The sequence below is a fragment of the Prevotella sp. P4-119 genome (assembly GCF_002251345.1).
Lineage (GTDB): Bacteria > Bacteroidota > Bacteroidia > Bacteroidales > Bacteroidaceae > Prevotella.
This window is the reverse complement of record NZ_NPJB01000015.1, coordinates 22,966-44,221: the sequence shown is the minus strand read 5'-3', so window position 1 is coordinate 44,221 and position 21,256 is coordinate 22,966. Positions and strand designations below refer to the sequence as shown.

At 47.7% G+C, this 21,256-nt stretch carries 13 protein-coding genes; 6 read left to right on the top strand and 7 right to left on the bottom strand.

The annotated features are described in order from the left end of the window. From CIK89_RS01355 to CIK89_RS01340, 4 genes are read left to right on the top strand one after another with little or no spacing between them, the layout of a single operon-like run. Positions 1–1,323 carry a dihydroorotase gene (locus CIK89_RS01355; RefSeq protein WP_094389639.1) on the top strand — a complete coding sequence of 441 codons (1,323 nt, stop codon included), beginning with the start codon at positions 1–3 and terminating at the stop codon, positions 1,321–1,323. Beyond that, positions 1,320–2,102 (top strand): vitamin B12 dependent-methionine synthase activation domain-containing protein, encoded by a 783-nt coding sequence (locus CIK89_RS01350; RefSeq protein ID WP_094389638.1) that lies wholly within the window; start codon positions 1,320–1,322, stop codon positions 2,100–2,102. Before CIK89_RS01355 ends, CIK89_RS01350 begins: the two co-directional genes overlap by 4 nt. Next, positions 2,099–3,061, top strand: a complete 963-nt coding sequence (locus tag CIK89_RS01345) for a metallophosphoesterase (RefSeq protein ID WP_094389637.1) — start codon at positions 2,099–2,101, stop codon at positions 3,059–3,061. Before CIK89_RS01350 ends, CIK89_RS01345 begins: the two co-directional genes overlap by 4 nt. 3 nt (positions 3,062–3,064) lie before the next feature. Beyond that, positions 3,065–3,826 carry a 1-acyl-sn-glycerol-3-phosphate acyltransferase gene (locus tag CIK89_RS01340; protein ID WP_094389652.1) on the top strand — a complete coding sequence of 254 codons (762 nt, stop codon included), beginning with the start codon at positions 3,065–3,067 and terminating at the stop codon, positions 3,824–3,826. Between the two features lie 666 nt (positions 3,827–4,492). On the opposite strand, the gene CIK89_RS01335 is transcribed toward CIK89_RS01340, so the two are convergent. From CIK89_RS01335 to hemW, 4 genes are all read right to left on the bottom strand, one after another. After that, positions 4,493–6,532, bottom strand: a complete 2,040-nt coding sequence (locus CIK89_RS01335) for an amylo-alpha-1,6-glucosidase (RefSeq protein ID WP_094389636.1) — start codon at positions 6,530–6,532, stop codon at positions 4,493–4,495. Beyond that, entirely contained in the window at positions 6,516–7,877 is a 1,362-nt protein-coding gene (locus CIK89_RS01330; RefSeq protein WP_094389635.1) for an MFS transporter, read from the bottom strand. Before CIK89_RS01330 ends, CIK89_RS01335 begins: the two co-directional genes overlap by 17 nt. Positions 7,878–7,917: 40 nt before the next feature. Then, the gene (locus tag CIK89_RS13990; RefSeq protein ID WP_371593133.1) at positions 7,918–11,667 is read right to left on the bottom strand and encodes a beta-L-arabinofuranosidase domain-containing protein; all 3,750 of its coding nucleotides are present in this window, start codon (positions 11,665–11,667) and stop codon (positions 7,918–7,920) included. A 66-nt stretch (positions 11,668–11,733) separates the two neighbouring features. Beyond that, positions 11,734–12,837, bottom strand: a complete 1,104-nt coding sequence (gene hemW, locus CIK89_RS01320; protein WP_094389634.1) for a radical SAM family heme chaperone HemW — start codon at positions 12,835–12,837, stop codon at positions 11,734–11,736. A gap of 123 nt (positions 12,838–12,960) precedes the next feature. Between hemW and CIK89_RS01315 the strand changes: the two genes are divergently transcribed. Further along, a complete protein-coding gene (locus tag CIK89_RS01315; RefSeq protein ID WP_094389633.1) occupies positions 12,961–15,120 on the top strand; it encodes a translation factor GTPase family protein in 2,160 nt (719 codons plus the stop codon). Positions 15,121–15,351: 231 nt separating this feature from the next. Here CIK89_RS01315 and pgk read toward each other — a convergent pair whose 3' ends face one another. Beyond that, positions 15,352–16,623: a phosphoglycerate kinase gene (gene pgk, locus CIK89_RS01310; RefSeq protein WP_094389632.1), complete on the bottom strand. Its 1,272-nt coding sequence runs from the start codon at positions 16,621–16,623 to the stop codon at positions 15,352–15,354. A gap of 201 nt (positions 16,624–16,824) precedes the next feature. After that, entirely contained in the window at positions 16,825–18,897 is a 2,073-nt protein-coding gene (locus CIK89_RS01305; RefSeq protein WP_094389631.1) for a TonB-dependent siderophore receptor, read from the bottom strand. Positions 18,898–18,979: 82 nt separating this feature from the next. On the opposite strand from CIK89_RS01305, the gene queC reads away from it, so the two are divergent. After that, positions 18,980–19,633, top strand: coding sequence for a 7-cyano-7-deazaguanine synthase QueC (queC, locus tag CIK89_RS01300; protein ID WP_094389630.1), 654 nt, complete (start codon positions 18,980–18,982; stop codon positions 19,631–19,633). A 205-nt stretch (positions 19,634–19,838) separates the two neighbouring features. Here queC and radA read toward each other — a convergent pair whose 3' ends face one another. Continuing rightward, entirely contained in the window at positions 19,839–21,218 is a 1,380-nt protein-coding gene (gene radA / locus CIK89_RS01295; protein ID WP_094389629.1) for a DNA repair protein RadA, read from the bottom strand. Positions 21,219–21,256 lie beyond the last annotated feature (38 nt).

Below are 21,256 nucleotides of genomic sequence, written 5' to 3'. Positions count from 1 at the left end.
ATGAAAACAATCATATCAGGAGGAACCATTGTTAATGAAGGACGTGTATTTGATGCTGATATCATCATCAGCGACGGGCGCATCCTTGAAGTGACAGACCATCATCCCGAAGCATCGTATGACGAGTGTATCGATGCTTCGGGATGCTACGTATTACCAGGTGTCATTGACGACCATGTGCATTTTCGTGAACCCGGACTGACCGACAAGGCAGATATCGACAGCGAGAGCCGTGCCGCTGCAGCCGGAGGTGTTACTTCGTTTTTCGACATGCCTAACACTGTTCCGCAGACCACCACACCTGAGGCTCTTGCCGATAAGTTTGCACGCGCCAGTAAAGAAAGCCATGTCAATTACAGCTTCTTCTATGGTGCTACCAACTACAATGTAGATACTTTCAGTTCGCTCGATATCCACCGCATACCGGGTATCAAACTCTTCATGGGTTCTTCTACCGGTAATATGTTGGTAGATAAGCGAGCGGCCTTGGAACGCATTTTTGCAGAGTCACCGTTGCCGTTGATGGCACATTGTGAAGATACGCAAATCATTGGCCGTAACATGGCGGAGGCTCAGCGCCTTTATGGGCCTGACCCCAAAGTGACGCATCATCCAGAGATACGCAGTGAAGAAGCGTGCTACGAGAGTACCCGTCTCGCTGTAGAACTGGCTCGCAAGTATGATACTCATTTCCATGTGGCACACCTTACTACAGCCAAGGAACTGACTCTTATCGATCCTGTGGCTTATCCACATATCACCGCAGAGGCTACTGTGGCACATCTTTACTTCTGTGACCGCGACTACAATGCCCTTGGTACCCGTATTAAGTGCAACCCAGCCATCAAAACCGTTGGCGATCGCCATGCCTTACAACAGGCATTGACCGATGGTCGCATCAGTGTTATAGGTACAGACCATGCGCCCCATCTGTTGAGTCAGAAAGAAGGCGGATGCAAACGAGCTGCCAGTGGAATGCCGATGATACAGTTCTCATTGGTCACCATGCTCGAACTTGTCAATCAAGGCATACTCACCATCGACCGGCTGGTGGAGTTGATGTGTCATCAGCCTGCGCGCCTTTTCAGCGTTCGTCAACGTGGATTCCTGCGTCCGGGCTATTATGCCGATATGGTATTGGTACGTCCCGATCATGCCTGGACGGTGACTCGCGACTGCATACAGAGCAAGTGTGGATGGAGTCCCATGGAAGGACACACCTATCTCTGGCAGGTGGAACGCACCCTGTGCAATGGTCATACGGTGTATGCCAACGGTAAGGTTGATACAGATTATATAGGAGAAGAGATTGCATTCCGATGAAGCTGACCTACGAGATAAGTGAGTTGGTGCCATACATCAATTGGATTTATTTCTATTATGCATGGCAGTTGCGCGATGCTGAGGCTCAACAGCGGCAACGCAAGGATGCCGAAGCCGTGTTGGCAGAACTCAACGGAAAGTATCAGGTCTATGCGCTCTTTGAACTGTTGGAAGCCAATGCCGATGGCGATGACATCATGGCAGGAGGTCATCGTATCCCGTTATTGCGACAGCAGTCGGGCGATTGCCTGTGTCTTTCCGATTTTATCCGTCCGTCTTCGTCTGGGGTGAAAGACCGTATTGGTGTCTTTGCCACCAGTGTTGACCATGGTTTAGAGCGTGATTTCGATACCGATCCTTATATGAAAATGATGGTGCAGTTGTTGGCTGACCGATTGGCTGAGGCTGCTGCCGAGAAGATGCACGAGTCGGTAAGACGCACCTATTGGGGCTATGCTCCCGACGAACAATTGTCGATAGACGAACTTCATGCCGAGCGTTTTGTAGGTATTCGTCCGGCTATCGGCTATCCGTCATTGCCCGACACGAGTGTCAATTTCGTGTTGGACGAAATGATAGACCTCAAGCAGATAGGCATCCGACTGACCGAGAGTGGGGCGATGAAACCCCATGCCAGTGTAAGCGGACTGATGATTTCCCTGCCCCAAGCACATTATTTCTCTATAGGCCGTATAGGCCATGACCAGTTGGCTGACTATGCCAAAAGGCGTGGACTTCCTGTCGAGGTAGTAAGAAAATTCTTGAGTTCTAATCTATGATGGTTCAATACGTTAATGGGATATTCCTGCTGATAGGTTTTGTCATTGCACCTTTGCTGTGTTATGGCGTCTGCCGCTGGCTGTTGCCACGACGCTGGCGATGCAAGATAGGCGTCGTCGGTGCGGCAGTGATCATCCTCTTGACTGCTTATGGCTGGACATTTGGTTCGCAACAATTGACAGTACGTCCTGTGACGATAGTCTGTTCCGACCTTCCCCAGGCCTTTGACGGCTATCGCATCGTGCAGTTTTCCGATGCCCATGTCGGAACGATGACGGGTTGGCGCAAAGCCATGCTTCAACGAGCGGTGGACAGTATCATGAATCAACGAGCCGACATGATCGTGTTTACGGGTGATTTGCAAAATATCGAACCGCACGAACTCCCCGAACATCTTGCCCAGCTCTCGCGACTGAAGGCTCCCGATGGTGTCTATTCGGTTTTGGGCAATCACGACTATGCTGTTTATCAAAAGGCAGATTCGGCAACAAAAGCCGCCAACTGCCGGTTGACCTGCGAATACGAGCGCCGTGCCGGATGGCAACTGTTGCTGAACGAACACCGCACGATACGTCGTGGCAGCGATTCGCTTATCGTTGCAGGAATGGAAAATTGGGGTGTTGCCAAGCGCATGCCCCATCGTGGCGATGTAGGCAAGACACTCGCCGGACTGCAGCGCAGTGCATTTGTTGTTATGCTCGAGCACGACCCGTCGGCTTGGCGCGCGCGCATACTGCCCGAATCATGGGCACAACTGACCCTTAGCGGACACACCCATGGCGGTCAACTCCGACTGTTCGGGTGGTCACCTGTATCCTTCACATACGATGAGTGGGGAGGTCTTTACCATGAAGGCCGTCGCCACTTGTTTGTATCCACAGGACTTGGCGGACTCATTCCTTTCCGCCTTGGCATATCAGGCGAAATAGTAGTAATCACATTAAAGAAAACACTATAAATGATGAAATACCTTTATCGTATATACCAAATCCTGGTAGCACTTCCCGTTACTGTGCTGATGACTATATGGACAGCATTCCTTGTTGGCGTAGGTTGCACATTAGGCAATGGTCACTATTGGGGCTATTACCCCGGTCGTTGGTGGGCAAAGGTCATTGCCCGCATATTCCTGTTGCCCGTCACTATAGAGGGACGTGAGCACCTGGAACCCAACCAGTCGTATGTCTTTGTTGCCAACCATCAGGGTGCTTTCGACATTTTCCTCATCTATGGCTTCCTCGGTCGTAATTTCAAATGGATGATGAAATATCAGTTGGGCCGCATTCCTTTTGTGGGCTATGCCTGCAGAAAGTCTCACCAAATCTTTGTAGATAAGCGCGGTCCGAGTCATGTGAAAGCCACCTACGACAAAGCACGCGAAACCTTGCAGCATGGCAATTGTAGTGTTGTGGTATTCCCTGAAGGTGCGCGTAGCTTCACTGGACACATGGGTAAGTTTAAGAAAGGTGCATTTGCATTGGCTGATGAACTCCAGTTGCCAGTAGTTCCGCTGACTATCAATGGTTCTTTCAATGTAATGCCTCGCATGAAAGATTGTCATTTTGCTACATGGCATCCGCTCAAACTCACTATCCATCAGCCCATTTATCCTATTGGACAGGGTTGTCAGAATATTCAAGCCACGATGCACCAGGCCTATGATTCGGTGATGTCGTCATTGACTCCCGAATATCAGGGTTATGTGGAAAATCCCGACCAATAGTCTTGAAGCGACTCTTTGACATCAAATCAGTAACGCGCAGGCGGAGACCCATAAAATTCGATTTTTAAAAAATATCCGACCACTCGGCCACCGAATGGTAAGCGTATCCGCGATGCTCATATATAGCCATCAAGAATTAAGAATATTGCTCAGAAATAAACTGAGCAATTTTCTTTTGATAACGTTTGACAAGGGTATTGCCCAATGTTAGCCACGGGTATTGCCCAACATTTGACAAAAGTATGATCCAACGTCTGACACAAGTATAAGTGATATTTGCCAATAGGTTGCAGAACGTGTGTAACAAGCAGAGACAAAGGCTGTTGGTGCGCTTTAGATGGTGTGTGGGTGAGCAAATCAAATTGATTTGCTGAGGAAAACAAATTGATTTGCTGAGGAAAACAAATTGATTTGCTGAGGAAAACAAATTGATTTGCTCAGCAAAATAAATTGATTTGCTGCCCAAAACAATATTGATAGGGTAGTTATGGGGTATGTATAGATTTGCTTTCGCTATCGTTTTTTGCTAATTTTGCAGTCATAATTAACTCATATCATTTAAACACATGAAGATTATGTGAAAACTTAATTTTTTGGTAGTCTATAAGTATAAGTCAATCCCACCTTTCGGTATGATGGCCGATGGGTGGGATTGCTTTGCTGTTATTAAACAGATGTGATGGGAATGTGGTAATCCGTATTGGGTTCGATGTCGAAGCATCGGTTGCCAAGGTATAGTCGCCCGCGTCCTTCATCACTTCTGATGCAGATATAATGGCGTTCCATCCGGATATGAATTACGCCATTTGGCGTGGGCACGCGACCCTCCATCCATTCCAAATCAGCCAAGTAGGGGCGTGCTTCCCATGTTGCATAACCCGGTTGGGTGGGCTGTATGCCGAGAAAATAACGCCCTAACAAATAGACTGGCGACGCTCCCCAAGCATGACACAGACTCTTACCGTAAGGGCGACCATACATTGCCAGATGTTCTGTGCCTTGTTCAGAAGGAATGTATTTTTCCCAAAACGAAGTGGCACCTTCTCGAAGCATACCACCCCAGTAGTTGCGTATCTCTTGTAAAACCTGTGTTTGCTTGCCCATCATGCACAGTGCCTCCAGTTCGTAAAAGCGCATATAGGGTGTGGTGATAGGATCTATTTTATTGTTTTCCAGCACGCTGTCTACGATATTGCGCTTCGTAGCATCATCTACAATATCGTAGAGAATGGCAAACATATTGGGAAACTTCGTAATCTGATGGTTTATCTCGCCTTCTTCAATGGCATGTTCCCAAGCCTGCCGATCATCGTCCCATAAGAGTTTTCGGGTCTTGCCTATCACATTTTCAGCCAGTTGCTGATAGGGGTCTGTCTGATGGAGTAGGGTAGCACAGGTGTGCATGGTCATCAGAGCCTTGTAGAACAATATCTGTTCGAAAGCCAATACCCCTCGTTTGTGCATGGGGAAATCCACCCAATCTACAAAAATCCAGTCGTCTGCCTTGCCTTCCACCAGTCCATCGCTATTGGTACGCTCTAAAACATAGTCCATGAGTGTGCACATCTTCGGATACATCTCGCTGATGAAAGTGAGGTCGCCCGTATATTGGTAATAGTCGAGAATGGACTTAAACCAATAGAAGGTGTAGTCCATAATGGTATTGATGTGTGCTGTGACAGGGTCTTTGCCCCGTAGCTGACGTATGGTGCGCTTCACACATTCGGTGTCGAAACGCAGATAATAGTTCATCAGATAAGACTGTATGGCATCGCCCGACCATGTCCATCGGTCACGCTTGATACCATCCAAGAAAAATTCTCGTGTGGTGAGATCCATCGTGTAAGCGCCCACTTCCCATATCTTGTTGAGCAGTTTGTCGGAACAAGCGAATGTACCGCTGTGGCTTTCGTCATACGGTGCATATTCATAGTCCATCGATAAACTGTCGTAATGGCTATTGTCTGCAGTTTCCACATAGACATAGCGGAAAGCCTTGCTACCCAGTTCTTGATGGGTCGATACAACGTCGAGCGTTTCGCAGTGGTCTTTGTCGAGTGCTTCCTCACGACTCTCACCATAGTATATATGTGCCACACCAACCAGTCCAGACAGACGGACGTAGCCGAAAGTTTCCCGTCCGAAGTCGTAGAGCATGCCTTCGCCAATACTTTCTTGTGCTACAGGTTCTTGTCGTAGTGTAGGCAGACGGTAGGCAGACGGTGGAGTGTCCATGCGGTCAAAGTTCCATTGCGCAGCCGGAACATAGATTCCAGAACCGTGAGCTACTCCGTTTTCATCAATCCATATCTTATCTTCATAGGTAGCCAACCATGATGAATTGCTGTGTATGGTCATACCTTTGATGAAGAGTGCGGGTGGGGTAGATTGATTCCACACCTTGAAATTCAGTCGGTGGGCTCCTGCTGGAATCAGAAATTCATCAGGCATGCCAAACTGCAATTTGCCATCGAGCATGAAGTTGAACAGTCCTTCGGCCTTGATGTGGATGGTTTCTGCCTCTGCCAACTCTACAGTAGTGGAAAACTCTACCGTGGGCCAATGGGAATCCTGCTTCCAGAACGGAGGAAACATAGCACCCCGTTCTGTTCGCCGGTTATTGAATTGATTGCCGAGCCACACTTCAAAATCACCAGGATACCATATCCATGTGGCGTGCGGCATAGGATTAGATGTCATCGCCATAGCGTTCGTGTGTGATTTGTTCAAGTGATTTTCCTCTTGTCTCAGGTGCACCGATAGTACCTATGAGCAGTGAGATAACAAGTAGGGCAACCATGCAGTAGGCAGCTACGGTAAAGCCTTCGCCATGTTCACCATATATATATACGAAGCACAGACCCCATACTGCCGACAGGCTACGAACGATGAAGAACATCACTCCTTGTGCTGCGGCACGGTATTTGGCAGGGAACAATTCTGATGCCCACAACGCATAGAAAGCCTGTGCAGAGAAACCAGCCTGTATGCCCCACAATACGGTATAGATAATCAATCCCCAGATGCTTGTCACCCCTACGGTAATAACCATTCCCCATGCAGCAATAGCAAATATGCCGCCCATGAAGAACAGCCAGCGCTGATTGACACGATCTACAAGCATGGAGAAGATGAAAGTGGTGATGATAATCAACGTCCATTGGCCAACGGTCAATAGGTTGGCATCGGCATTAGACAAGCCACCGGCTGTCTCGAAAATATGGGGTTGGAAGAATCCCATCACCGATGCCACAAGATTCCAAGTGAGATACATGCCAGCAAGGAATGCGATGGTCACTATGTTGACACGGTTGGTCAACAAACTGGCAAATGAGAATGCCGAACCCACTGAAGGTTTCTCTTGTTCGCGTTCCTGTGCGGCTTTCCATTCTGCCGACTCGTCGAGCTGGCGCTGTAAAAGCCATGCTACCAGTGCAACGAGAAACAATGAGGCGAATACGATACGTGAGCTATACACGTTGAGCTCGGCTCCGCTACCCGTTACACCAAACATGGCAGCCAGTTCTTCTACCATATAAAAGCAGATTCCTTCTGTTCCTGCACCTGCTGTGGGTGGCGCCAAAAGGGTTCCAAACAGCAGGATAAAAGTAGGACCTACACCCCATGCCATCTGTGAAATGCCGATGTTGCGACCTCTGTTACCTATCTCGCTACTCTCTGAGATATAGGTCCATGAGGCTGGCACTCCCACACCTACGCTGACACCGGTGATGAGAAATCCTGTCAGCAGCATGGGAAAATTGGTGGACAGGAGAATGAGCAACACACCGGTCATATATACCAGCATATTGTAGGTGTATATCACTTTTCTGCCATATTTATCGGCAAGTACACCGCCGATAATGGCACCAATGGCTGCTCCCAGACAGTTGGCACTGATGGCATTGAGCCATCCGAGATGACCTTCGGTCAGTTGCAAATAGTCTTTCCAGAGTGTCAGTCCTGCGGCTCCAGCCACAATGGCTCCCGCATCGAGATAGTTGGTCAGTGATACAGCGATAGTACTCTTTAAACTGTTTTTCTTGTTCATTGTTTCGAAGTGTTATAAGTGTTTGTTATTGGATTTACTATTAGTTTTTGGCACGTCCTGCAGACAGTTTGATGGATTCGCTTACTGATGGACCGTTGTTCTCCCATGTGTTGCCCGGTCCACAGGCATTCTTCAGATATTTCTCTTCTGGTGTCCAGTTGTTGCGCAGGGTGATATGGCTTGATCCTTCATCGGTATAGAGATAGAACCAGTGGGCAGGGTCGTGTACGTAGGAAGGGCGTGCAATGTCGCGCACTACATTCTCTTCAATGATAGTGCCTGGTTGGTTGCCCAGGGTATAGATGCCTGCACAGTCGTACATGTGTTGGGCATAATTATAGATGAGATTGCCTTTCACTCGGTTGTTACCCATGCAGGTGCGGTTGCGATTCCATCCCCATCCCAGCGAGATACCGGTGTATGAGATGTCGTGGATGGTGTTGTGTTCGATATTCATTCCGTTGACATATCCGGCGGCAATAGCCACACAGCCCCAGTCTTCATTGGTCACATCATAGAATTCTGACTGCGCTACCGTTTGCATGCTACATACTTCTCGTTGGTCCATTGGCTTGTAGGGACGGTGGGTCTCCAGTCCTTCAGGTGAGAACGAACCGCAGACCAAACCGTTCATGGCAATATCGGTAAATACACATTGACTGACACGACCGCCCTGACAGCCGATTTGATAGTCGAGACCAGAACCCCCCAGATGCTCAAAGCGGCAGTCGCTAAAACTAATATCATCGCCGTGATAGATTTCTACAGCAGCGGCTGCACGTCCCAACCATCCTTGGTTGTCGAGCTTGTGGTTGTTGGGACGGTCAATCTGCGGTCGCAGTTTGTAGGCTTCAGTCAGATACATTCCTGCCTGCAAGGGCACATGACCTTGTGTTGACGGACGCAACCATGTGGTATGTGAGAAGTTGATACCCTGGATTGTGATGTTTTCCACTGGATGTTCGGCAGTGCCAACCACACGAAATAATGTTTCCAAAAGGGGAATGGTGGCTTTCAATGACGAGGCTGTCTCGCCCTGTCGGGGCATGTAGTAGAGTTTGTGGGTCTGTATGTCGTGATACCATTCACCGGGCTGGTCAATGAGTTCTTTGGCATTGGTCAGATAGAAAGGTGATGGATGTTTGGTGTCGGGTGTCATGGGCGAAGGCCAGGGGTGCTCAAACTGCAAGCGTGCTTCGGGTTGGTGAAAGGTGATAGCTGCAGAATCGCCCTCATAGCGTATGGATTTGATGCGGAGATTTGAGGTGCACCACATTTCATGAAGCACCATTTCTGCATGTGACGCCTTGGCTATGCGTTGTGCTGCCTGTCGCGGAATCCACAACTCTTGACGTTTCTTGTCGTAGGTCATGATGCGGTTCATCTGCTCAAAGTCTGCCACATCGCGTGCACGAACAGCTTTCTTGCCGTTGGTCCACAACTGTCGGAAATCGATGGGGCGACCGTTCACTTCGGGAACATCTGCCACAAGTAGTTTCCCTTCCCGTTTCCATACGGACAGGTTGAGACCTCCACTGATGGTAGTTCCTTTTCCAGTGATGGTCAGATGGCTGTCTTCTGGTCGCAGGGTGATGGGTTGGTCAATATAATAGGTGGCACTATCAGCCAACTGCAGTGTGACATTGGAGGCTTGTCCCAACCGATGCATCTCTCTGGCTTGTCTGATGGCATCTGTCAACGACTCGTTTTGGCCTACTGCGATATGGGCTGTTTGTTGGCGGTTGACAGGTGCTGTACGGTCCAGCGGCAACCAGATACTCATATCGGTTTTGCCTCTGTTGTCCCATGCATAATATGGAATCAGACGGATCTTGGCAGTCTTTGTGGCTGGTTGTGTGATTTCTCGGTAAAGGGTTTTGTTGTTCCATGCTTCGCCTTGGCGCAACAAAGCCTCTCCTTCCAAGGCTGTCACTTCATGACCGTCGATGGTCATCTTGACGGGAGTCAGTAGGATGTCAGTGGGAATGATGATGTCGTTGATGTGATGTCCACCCTCAATATCGTTGCTTTCCAAACAATATACCAACGGACCATACATGATGGCTACTTGGTTTTTATTTTCTTCAACCAACGGATTGCTTTCCATCAAGCGTGGGCGCAATGGAATATTGATGCTGACAGTCTGTGATTTCTTTTGGTCTATAGCTACCGCCGTGTAGCTGTTGGCTGTAGCCTGTTGACCGTTTATCGTGGCAGACTTTGCCCATGACGGCATGCGTACCATCAATGTGTGGATGCCTTTAGCCTGATGGATATGGAGGTCTATCTGTCCGTCGTAGGGATAAGCTGTATGCTGTTCGATGTCGATACGGTCGGTTTTCAGACGATTTTCGCCAAAGAGATTGACATAGAGAGTGTCACTTTTTACAGCATAAGCATATTCCTGAGCTTCGCATAGTGTGCGCAGGGTGTTGGGCGGACAACAGAAACACGATATGTATTCCTGTCGCTCTTTGGGCCAGCGCATGGTATAGGGGAATGAGGCGGTGCGACGCAGTGCCTCGGTATAGAAGAAACGCTTGCCGTCGAGCGATATGCCACTGAGAATACCATTGTAGAGTTCGTTCTCCACATTATCTATATATTTGGCATCGGCAGTGTTTTCAAACATACGCCAAGAGAAAAGCAGTTGTCCAATCTGGGCACATATTTCGTTGTGGGCAGCCTCATTGGGCAGCTGAAACTGACGACCATAAGCCTGGTGTATCTGTTGGATGCTGGGCTGATCGTAGGTTGTGCCATCGGGCGATACTCCATCGTAGAGCGCTCCGCATCCTCCCATGATATAGATTTTATGCTGGATAATGTCATCCCAGATCGCTGTCAGGTTCTTCATCAACTGTGCCTCTCCGGTCTCGGCATAGAGGTCTGCCACACCTGCATAGAGATAATTGGCACGTACGGCATGTCCCATGGCTTCATATTGTTGACGGAAAGGTATGCGATCTTGGTTGTGGTCTTCTCCGTTTTTTACCGAATCGCGTATGGCAATAAGCCCTTTGGCGAGTTGCAGATACTTTGGATTGCCAGTGGCACGATACATTTCTGCGGCACCCATATAGTGTGACGGACAGATGGCGTTGCGCGATAGTTCGGCGGCATCGTTGGTAAGAAAGTCGTAAAGGAAGTCGGCTGCTTTCTGTGCGCAGTTGAAAAGTGTCTTCTTTCCCGTTGCTCTCCAGTGTATGATACCTGCTGTCATCAGATGTCCCAGGTTGTAGGTTTCGAAATTCAGCCTTGAGGCAAAGGCCTTTTTATGGTCGTTGCCTATTTCAATGCCGATATTGGTATGGTCGCCAGCATGTGAGTCGATGCCGGCATTACGTTCTGAGATAACTACTGGTGTGTGGATGTAGCCATCGTTGCGCTGTGCCAAAGCTACCTGTTGGATAAACTGATCCATCAGTTCGTCGAGCTTTTTATCCTTGGTCACAGCATAGACAGCAGCGCAAGCTTCCAGCCATTTATACATGTCGCCATCGTGGAATGGCGGTCCATGGTGTACTCCTTTGACGGTTCCTGCTGCCACTTCAAAATTTCGAAAGCCGTGAGAAAGATCGGGGTTGTTCCAAGTGTTCCACATGTTCCAAATACCGGTTGATGCAAAAACATTGAAACGGTCTCCCCAAAAACCTCCTGTCCATCGGGTAGCACCAATAGGCAAATTATGGGCATGGGTTTGCTGGCTGTTGCGTGTGTCGGTCAGTCCTTGTGCCTGTATGGTCATGGTGCATCCTGTCAAGAGGAATGCACAAAGCGTTTTCTTCATATACTTGTTTTTTGTCAGTCTTAATATCTATTTTATATTTAAGACGGACAAAGGCTTGTTTTGTCGTCAGACAAACATCAAAGAACTCATCACTAAGTCGCTTACGAACAGTCCGCGACGGGTAAGATGCAGGTGATGGTCGGTAAGCTCCAGCAGGCCATCGCTTAAAAACGGTTGTGCTTCTTGGAGACAATATTGACGATGTTGCGGTGTGAGGATGTTAAGATCGAGTCCTTCGCAGGTGCGAAGGGCTACGGTGATGCGGTCGTTGTAACGGGTATCTCCGTCGATGGACTCACTCTCAACAGGCAAATACCCATTCTCTATACTATCGATGTATTGTCGGATATCTGCCACATTCCATAGACGTTCATAAAGATTGAAGGAGTGGGCGGCGGCTCCTAATCCAATGTATGGCTTTTCTTGCCAGTAACTGCTGTTGTGGCGCGACCGACGTGTGGGTTTTGCAAAATTGCTAATCTCGTAGTGCTCAAAACCTGTTGCGGTCAGACGGTCTATAAGACGCTCGTACATCTGTCTCGACAGTTCCTCATCAATTTCTTCCACTTCACCGCGTTGCATCATGCGATAGAGTGGGGTACCTTCCTCATAGGTCAGGGCATAGGCCGATAAGTGTTCCACATTGAGTGCAATGGCTTGGTTGATGTCATCGTCCCATTCTGGTAAAGTCTGCTTGGGGAAACCGTATATCAAGTCGATACTGATATTGTCAATACCCCCTTGCCGTAGTAGTTTGACCGCTGTACTTACTTGACTGGCTTTATGGCGACGGTGAAGAAACTGCAATCTATGGTCGTCGAAGGTCTGTACACCCATACTCACCCGATTGACAGGAAGTGACTTCAGTGCTTCTGCCAATTGTGCTGTCACATCATCAGGATTACATTCGATGGTCACTTCCTCTAACTGGAGGCGATACACCTTTTTTATATATGAGAACAACTGACGTAGTTGTTGGATGCTGAGTTGGCTCGGTGTGCCTCCACCCAAATAGATGGTAGTGATGGTTTCTTCGGTAGGACGAAGTGACATCTCTTTGCATAGCGCATCAACATAGCGCTGCTGCAGGTCAAGACCAACAGTAGAATAGAAACCGCAATAGATACAACGGCTCGCACAAAACGGGATATGCAGATATAAACCAGCCATAATGGGTGCAAAAGTACTAATAAAGTTTAATATTTAAAAGCAAACGCTTGTTTTTCGCGGATAATTTCATAACTTTAGCCTCCGATAACTTAAAACGTAAAAACCTAATAAAACTATAGTCCTATGAAAGTTTATCAGACTAACGAAATTAAGAACATTGCACTGCTCGGCAGTGCGGGTAGCGGCAAGACCACCCTTGCCGAGAGTATGCTTTTCGAAGCCGGTATTATCAAACGCCGCGGAACGGTAGAACAAAAGAATACCGTTAGCGACTATTTCCCTGTTGAACAGGAGTATGGTTACTCGGTGTTTTCAACCGTCTTCCATGTGGAGTGGAATAACAAAAAGCTGAACATTATCGATTGTCCAGGTTCTGACGACTTCGTCGGAGGTGCTATTACCGCCCTCAACGTTACCGATCAGGCTGTGATTCTCATCAACGGACAGTATGGTCCAGAGGTTGGCACACAGAATGCCTTCCGTTATACAGACAAATTAAACAAGCCTGTTATCTTCCTCATTAACCAGTTGGACCGCGAACATTGCGACTTCGATTCGCTGTTGGCCAATATGAAGGAGATTTATGGCGACAAGTGTGTGCCTGTGCAATATCCTATTGCCACTGGTCCTGGCTTCAATGCAGTAATTGACGTGCTGCTGATGAAGAAATACTCATGGAATCCCGAAGGTGGTGCACCAACCATTGAAGACATCCCTGCAGAGGAGATGGATAAAGCAAAGGAAATGCATGCTGCCTTGGTAGAGGCTGCCGCTGCCAATGATGATACACTGATGGAGAAATTCTTCGAGAGTGAATCACTGACAGAAGATGAAATGCGTGAAGGTATCCGCAAGGGACTTGTTACTCGCAGCATCTTCCCTGTGTTCTGCGTTTGTGCAGGCAAGGATATGGGTGTACGCCGCTTGATGGAATTCTTGGGCAATGTAGTACCTTTTGTTAGCGAAATGCCTAAACTGCACAATACACGTGGTGAGGAAATTTCTCCAGATACCGCAGGTCCTACTTCTATCTATTTCTTCAAGACTGGTATGGAACCGCATATTGGTGAGGTGTCTTATTTCAAGGTAATGAGCGGAACACTTAAGGCTGGTGCAGATTTGCAGAATGCTGATCGTGGCTCGAAGGAGCGCATTGCTCAGATATATGCTTGTGCAGGAGCCAACCGTATTGCTGTTGATGAAATGCACGCTGGTGATATTGGTTGTACCGTCAAACTGAAGGACGTGAAGACTGGTAACACACTCAACGACAAGGATACCGACAATCGTTTTGATTTTATCAAATATCCAAATCCTAAATATTCACGTGCAGTTAAAGCCATTAACGAGGCAGAAACCGAAAAGATGATGGCTGCCCTGACTAAGATGCGTCAAGAAGATCCTACATGGGTGGTTGAGCAGTCAAAGGAATTGCGTCAGATTATCGTTCGTGGACAGGGTGAATTCCACCTACGTACACTGAAATGGCGTATGGAAAACAACGAGAAGATCAAGATTGAGTATATTGAACCGAAGATTCCGTATCGTGAAACTATTACTAAGGCTGCACGTGCCGACTATCGTCATAAGAAACAGTCGGGTGGTGCCGGACAGTTTGGTGAGGTTCACATGATCGTAGAGCCTTATGCCGACGGTATGCCTGCTCCTACAGTATTCAAATTTGGCGGTCAGGAATATCGTATCAACGTCAAAAACCAGGAAGTTGTTGACTTGGAGTGGGGCGGTAAGCTCGTATTCATCAACTCTGTAGTAGGTGGTGCTATCGATGCTCGTTTCATGCCTGCAATTCTCAAAGGAGTAATGGAGCGTATGGAGCGTGGACCGCTGACAGGATCTTATGCTCGTGATGTACGTGTTATTGTCTATGACGGAAAGATGCACCCAGTAGATTCTAACGAACTCTCATTTATGCTCGCAGCTCGCAATGCTTTCTCGGCTGCGTTCCGTGAGGCAGGACCAAAAGTTCTTGAGCCTATCTATGACCTCGAGGTATATGTACCAGCTGACTATATGGGTGATGTCATGAGTGACCTGCAAGGCCGTCGTGCACTTATTATGGGTATGGACAGCGAAGCTGGTTATCAGAAACTTTCTGCTAAGATTCCTTTGAAGGAGCTGAGTAACTACTCTATAGCTCTCAGTTCTATCACTGGCGGTCGTGCTTCGTTCACCACTAAGTTTGCGTCATATGAGCTTGTTCCGAACGAAGTTCAGCAGCAGCTTATCCAACAGCATGAGGCTGAAACTAAGGAAGAAGAATAATATTCTAACGGATATAATAAGTTTTTTATAAGAACAATTAATCAGCGGATACTGCTCTTGAATGGGAGTAAGTCCGCTGTTTTTCTTTGTTAGATAACGTAAACAAGTATTTACTTCGTTATTATCCGATAATGGTAAAAATACTTATTGTATAGATTGAATCTGATGAATACACAAAAGAAAATGGCTGAACCAAAGTCCAGCCATTTTGATATGATGTTGTTCGACGGATTACTCGCCCTGAATAGCTGCAACACCAGGAAGAACCTTACCCTCGATGGCTTCGAGCAATGCACCACCACCAGTAGAAATGTAAGATACCTTGTCGGTGAGACCGAACTTGGTGCAGCATGCAACAGAGTCACCTCCACCAATGAGAGAGAATGCACCTTCTGCTGTAGCGGCAGCAATGGCATCACCAATAGCTTTTGAACCAGCGGTGAACTCATCGCACTCGAATACACCAGCAGGACCATTCCACAGGATGGTCTTAGCACCCTTTATAGCCTCTGCAAATTTCTTCTGTGCCTCTGGACCTGCATCGAGACCTTCCATACCAGCAGGGATAGCATTTGAAGGATATACCTCAATTTTAGAATTGGGCTTAATGGTCATGGTAGCAAAGTCGAGGTTGTCGCAGCAAACAGCATCTGGAGCCATTACCAACTCTACACCCTTCTCAGCAGCAAGCTTCTCTACGTTGAGCGCTACATCGAGCTTATCCATCTCAACGATAGACTGACCGATCTCGCCACCATGTGCCTTAGCGAAGGTATAGGTCATACCACCACAGAGGATGAGCTTATCGGCTTTGCCGAGCAGATTCTCGATGATACCGATTTTTGAAGATACTTTTGAACCACCCATGATGGCTACGAATGGGCGCTTGATGTTGCCGAGAACGGCATCTACAGCAGCTACTTCCTTCTCCATGAGCAGACCAAGCATCTTGTTGTCGGCATCGAAATAGTCAGCGATAACAGCGGTAGAGGCATGCTTGCGGTGTGCAGTACCGAAAGCGTCCATAACATAGCAGTCAGCGTATGATGCCAAAGTCTTGGCAAATTCTTTCTGACTGGCCTTCATAGCTTTCTTAGCCTCTTCGTATGCGGGATCCTCCTTGTCGATGCCTACGGGTTTGCCTTCCTCTTCAGGATAGTAGCGCAGGTTTTCGAGCAGGAGCACTTCGCCGGGCTTCAGTGCGGCAGCAGCCTCCTGAGCCTTTGCACAGTCGGGAGCAAACTTTACTTCGGGTACACCGAGTGCTGCAGCAACGGCGTCTTTAATCTGACCCAGTGAAAGTTCGGGCTTTACTTTTCCTTTGGGTTTGCCCATGTGTGACATGATGATGAGTGCACCACCTTCGTCGAGGATGAGCTTCAGTGTAGGAACAGCACCGCGAATACGAGTGTCGTCAGTGATCTTACCCTCTTTGAGGGGTACATTGAAATCTACACGGACAATAGCCTTTTTACCGGCAAAGTTGTAATCTTTGATTTTCATAATGCTTTATAATATTGTTAGTTGAATTTAATGTTTCCATTTAATCGCACGCAAAGTTACGAAAAAGATTAAACATTGCGGTTGTTTCGATAGATAATTTTAAGTTTTTTAGACGATTTACTGATATAATGTAAGGCGGAGTTGACAAAATGTAGTCAACTCCGCCTTTTTGCTATATTTTATAAGGATGTTTGTTGTTTCTTATTGATTGATGTGCAGACGTGCTCCTACCACAATCCATGCATTGGGTTGCTCTACATTGCCGTAATCGACATAGTTACGCGAAAAGATGTTGTTGGCTTGGGCATAGATGCTGTAAGTGGGTTGACTCCAAGTCAGTCTTGCATCAACGAGGTCGTAGGTATGGTAGGGCTTGGTGACGCCATCTACCGTGAGATATGTGCCTGTACGTTTCTGCATTCTGTAGTTGACAAGGAAACTCCAATGGTCAATAGGAGTCAGTTGAAGTGTTCCTACCAGTTTGTGGCGCAGATATTCCAGTTTTGACTGGCTCTCCAACTGATGTTCTTCGGCCTTGTCTTGGTCGTTGTAGCTATAGGCTACCGACAGATAGGACTGTGGCAGACGGAATAGATGTTCCAAATCGAGTCGAGCAGAAATTTCCGTTCCGATGGTGTTGACCTTGGTGAAGTTGACACTCTGCCATATTGGTTCTTCGGCTGTGGGGTCAAGCACCCAGTCGATGAGGTTACGGCTGTGGTGGTGATATATGCTGGCTTGAACCAAAAGTGCTGCAGAATAGAACTTGACGCCGCCTTCTAAGGCACGCAGTTCTTCGGGTTTGAGATACTTGTCTGCCTTGTGACCGCCTACACTATAATAGAGTTCGGTGAACGAAGGCATACGTAGCGATGAGTTGTAGCTGGCATAGATTTTCCAGTGATCACCCAAGCGCACGCTGGCATCGACACCGGGATACAGTGTGAACGGCATTTCGTTCCAAGTGTTTTTGAATGCAATGAATCCTGCTGACAACGTGAATTGTCGCAGCAAGATATTATGCTCTAAGTGGAAACTGAGGTTTGAACGATTGAGTCCATATTTGTAGTCACGCTCTGTACCGTGGATGTGTATGGGTGTATTGAGTGGTTCGCCAAGATTACCACTGATGATGTCTTCATTACGGAATTCTGCACCGAAAGCAGTACGACCAAGTGGTGAATCAAACCAGCTGTTGAGACTTAGTCCGAACACATCGGTTCTGTGATAGTTGTAGGGCACAGCTTCTTCCGAACCGCGAATCAGTTCGAAGCGGTCTTGGCTACGGTTCCAATATACCGAAGGACGGAAATTGAGAGCGCCACAACGTGTTTCTCCTTGCAGTGCAGTGAAGAATTTGGTGGTACGCTCATACTGGTTATCGAACTTGGCGCTGTAGAATGTGTTGCTGCCAAAACCTTTGGAACTCAACCCTGCGTGCCAGTTGAGGTTCAATAGATTGCTGTCGTACCGTCCTTGATAGAACACTTTTCCTCCTTGATAGTCGCTATTCAGACTTCCAGCTTTAGAGCGACTATAGCCATCTGAACGTGTCATGCTGGCCGACAGACTCGAAGTGAGTGGCGAATTATCGGGGCGTAACACCAAACGACCACCGGCGGTGAGATAACCAAACGAACCACCTTCGGCATGTACATCGGCACACGATTGTTTCTCGCGCTTTGTCACGATGTTGATGGCACCTGCCAGAGATGACGTGCCATAGACACGGCCGGCAGGACCCTCAAGCACTTCAATGCGCTCAATCTCGCTGATATCTACAGGAAAATCGAATGCGTTGTGGCCAGTCTGTGGGTCACAGATGTTGATACCATTGAGCAGGATGGCAATTTGCTCCTGCGTTCCGCCACGAATACCAATGTCGGTCTGCGCACCAATAGGTCCGCGTTGACGCACATCGACACCGACGGCATACTTCAATAAGTCGTTAATACTTTGTACTGGCGCCGCTTGAATTTCGTCGCGACTCAGTACAGTAACCATTCTCGCAGCTTGCCCGTTGGCAAGTGGAGCGCGTGAGCCAGTCACCTCAACATCGTCGAGCTGAGCCTCTTTGGTGGTTGGGATAGAGTCGGTGGTTGCAGTATCGGATTCTTTTGCTGAAACTTCAGCAGCACTTGCAGATTGCAAGGTCGCTACGCTCAGTATACCGATGGTAACCACACGTCCAACACAGGCAAAGAGAGCGTATCCCTTCCGTGAAAAATGACGGAAGCGGATGGCCTTGCACTGATTGTAATTTGGTTTGTACATTGTGTGAAAAAAAATAAAACGGCGCAAAGGTACTATTTTTTTTTGTATTTTTGCACCCAAATTGTGTAAAACAGATAAAGGAATGAAAGATTCAGTATTGATTTTGAGTGGCGGTATGGATAGCGTCACCTTATTATATGATGAGCACGAACGCATAGCGCTTGCCATCTCATTTGACTATGGTAGTAACCACAACGGCAAGGAGATTCCGTTTGCCCAACTGCATTGTAAACGCTTGGGCATACCCCATGTAATCATTCCCCTCGACTTTATGGGGAAGTATTTCAAGAGTTCTTTGTTGGAAGGTGCCGATGCTATTCCTGAAGGTCATTATGATGATGACAATATGAAATCGACAGTAGTGCCGTTTCGCAACGGTATCATGCTTTCCATTGCCGTTGGTGTGGCAGAAAGTCACTCGTTGGCTTATGTCATGATGGCTAATCATGGCGGTGACCATACTATCTATCCCGATTGTCGTCCAGAATTTGTTGAGGCTTTCGATGCAGCTGCTAAGGCAGGAACATTTGTTGGCGTAAGGCTGCGTTCGCCTTATACCAACATGACCAAAGCGGATATTGCCCGACGTGGAAAAGAACTCGGCATAGATTATTCAGAAACGTGGAGTTGCTATAAGGGTACTGAGCACCATTGTGGAAAATGTGGTACTTGTGTGGAGCGTCGCGAAGCATTAGCAGAGGCTGGTATTGAGGATACTACCGTTTATGATGACTGATATGATGTGGAAATGTCCATGCGATAGTGATATAGAGATATTCAACTGTTGAATCTATTGTGATTCTATTAGGCGAAGATACAAATAATTCGATTTTTTAAAATATTCGACCACTCGATCAAAAATGTAAGTGTTTGCTATATAGGTGAATATGCTTTTTGTATGGCCGTGTGGTCGAAATTTTTCTAAAACTCAAATTTCTGTATTATCCAAACAAGGCTCTTAATGCCTCTTCTACTTTGCGCACCGGGACAAGGTCTATGTGGAATTTCTTTTGATTCAGTCCACTGAGGTTGTAGCGGGGGATGATGATATGTTGGAATCCCAACTTTTCAGCCTCGGAAATGCGTTGTTCGATGCGAGCCACTGGGCGCACTTCGCCACTAAGACCTACCTCGCCTGCCATACACCAACCTTCTTCTATTGGTGTATCGACATTGCTACTCAGTACAGCGGCAATGACTGATAGGTCCATAGCCATGTCGGTGACGCGAAGACCACCGGCGATATTCAGGAAAACGTCTTTTTGCATTAGTTTAAAGCCTACGCGTTTCTCTAAAACAGCCAATAGCATGTTCAGACGACGCTGGTCGAAACCAGTGGCAGAGCGCTGTGGCGTGCCGTATGCAGCCGATGAAACCAGAGCCTGTGTTTCAACCAAAAATGGGCGAACACCCTCGATGGCGGATGAAATGGCAACACCCGAAAGACCGTCGTGGTCTTCGGTGAGCAACAGTTCGGAAGGGTTTGCCACCTGGCGCAAACCAGATTGTTGCATCTCGTAGATACCCAGTTCGCTGGTGCTGCCAAAGCGATTTTTTATGCTGCGAAGAATGCGATACATATAATGTTGGTCACCCTCAAACTGCACCACTGTATCTACAATGTGTTCGAGAATCTTCGGTCCAGCCAGTGTGCCCTCTTTAGTGATATGGCCAATAAGAATGACAGGCACACCGCTGGTCTTTGCAAAGCGGAGTAGCGATGAGGCACATTCGCGAACTTGCGATATGCTACCAGCAGAACTCTCCACATCTTCGGTGGAAATAGTCTGTATGGAGTCTATAATGACCACTTCGGGTTGTACATCACGAATATGTTCAAAGATAGCCTCCAAGGAGTTCTCGCATAGTATCAGGAAATTGTCGCTCTCTTCATGTGGAATACGTTCAGCACGCATTTTCAACTGGTGAGCACTCTCTTCACCACTGACATAGAGCACACGGCGATCGGTCAGGTGGAGCATGGTCTGCAAGGATAAGGTAGATTTGCCAATACCCGGTTCGCCACCCAGTAATACAATGCTACCTGGTACAAGACCGCCACCCAGTACACGGTTCAGTTCGTTATCGTGCAGATCGATGCGAGGATCGTCCTTTGCACTGATGTCGCGCAGGGTCAGTGTTTTGCTTTTACGCAACTGATGTCCTACAGACGCAGCAGCCGACGCTGCCTGTTGGCGCGTGTCAGTCACACGGATTTCCTTGAATGTGTTCCACTGTCCACATGATGGGCATTTGCCAATCCACTTTGCCGATTCTTGTCCGCAGTTAGAGCAGACGTATGCTATCTTATCCTTTGCCATAATAGGCACAAAGTTAGTGATTTTTTTTCGGTGTTACA

Coding starts and splice junctions, on each gene's coding strand:
- CIK89_RS01355 (WP_094389639.1), top strand. CDS start 1: ATGAAAACAATCATATCAGGAGGAACCATTGTTAATGAAGGACGTGTA.
- CIK89_RS01350 (WP_094389638.1), top strand. CDS start 1,320: ATGAAGCTGACCTACGAGATAAGTGAGTTGGTGCCATACATCAATTGG.
- CIK89_RS01345 (WP_094389637.1), top strand. CDS start 2,099: ATGATGGTTCAATACGTTAATGGGATATTCCTGCTGATAGGTTTTGTC.
- CIK89_RS01340 (WP_094389652.1), top strand. CDS start 3,065: ATGAAATACCTTTATCGTATATACCAAATCCTGGTAGCACTTCCCGTT.
- CIK89_RS01335 (WP_094389636.1), bottom strand. CDS start 6,532: ATGGCGATGACATCTAATCCTATGCCGCACGCCACATGGATATGGTAT.
- CIK89_RS01330 (WP_094389635.1), bottom strand. CDS start 7,877: ATGAACAAGAAAAACAGTTTAAAGAGTACTATCGCTGTATCACTGACC.
- CIK89_RS13990 (WP_371593133.1), bottom strand. CDS start 11,667: ATGAAGAAAACGCTTTGTGCATTCCTCTTGACAGGATGCACCATGACC.
- hemW (WP_094389634.1), bottom strand. CDS start 12,837: ATGGCTGGTTTATATCTGCATATCCCGTTTTGTGCGAGCCGTTGTATC.
- CIK89_RS01315 (WP_094389633.1), top strand. CDS start 12,961: ATGAAAGTTTATCAGACTAACGAAATTAAGAACATTGCACTGCTCGGC.
- pgk (WP_094389632.1), bottom strand. CDS start 16,623: ATGAAAATCAAAGATTACAACTTTGCCGGTAAAAAGGCTATTGTCCGT.
- CIK89_RS01305 (WP_094389631.1), bottom strand. CDS start 18,897: ATGTACAAACCAAATTACAATCAGTGCAAGGCCATCCGCTTCCGTCAT.
- queC (WP_094389630.1), top strand. CDS start 18,980: ATGAAAGATTCAGTATTGATTTTGAGTGGCGGTATGGATAGCGTCACC.
- radA (WP_094389629.1), bottom strand. CDS start 21,218: ATGGCAAAGGATAAGATAGCATACGTCTGCTCTAACTGCGGACAAGAA.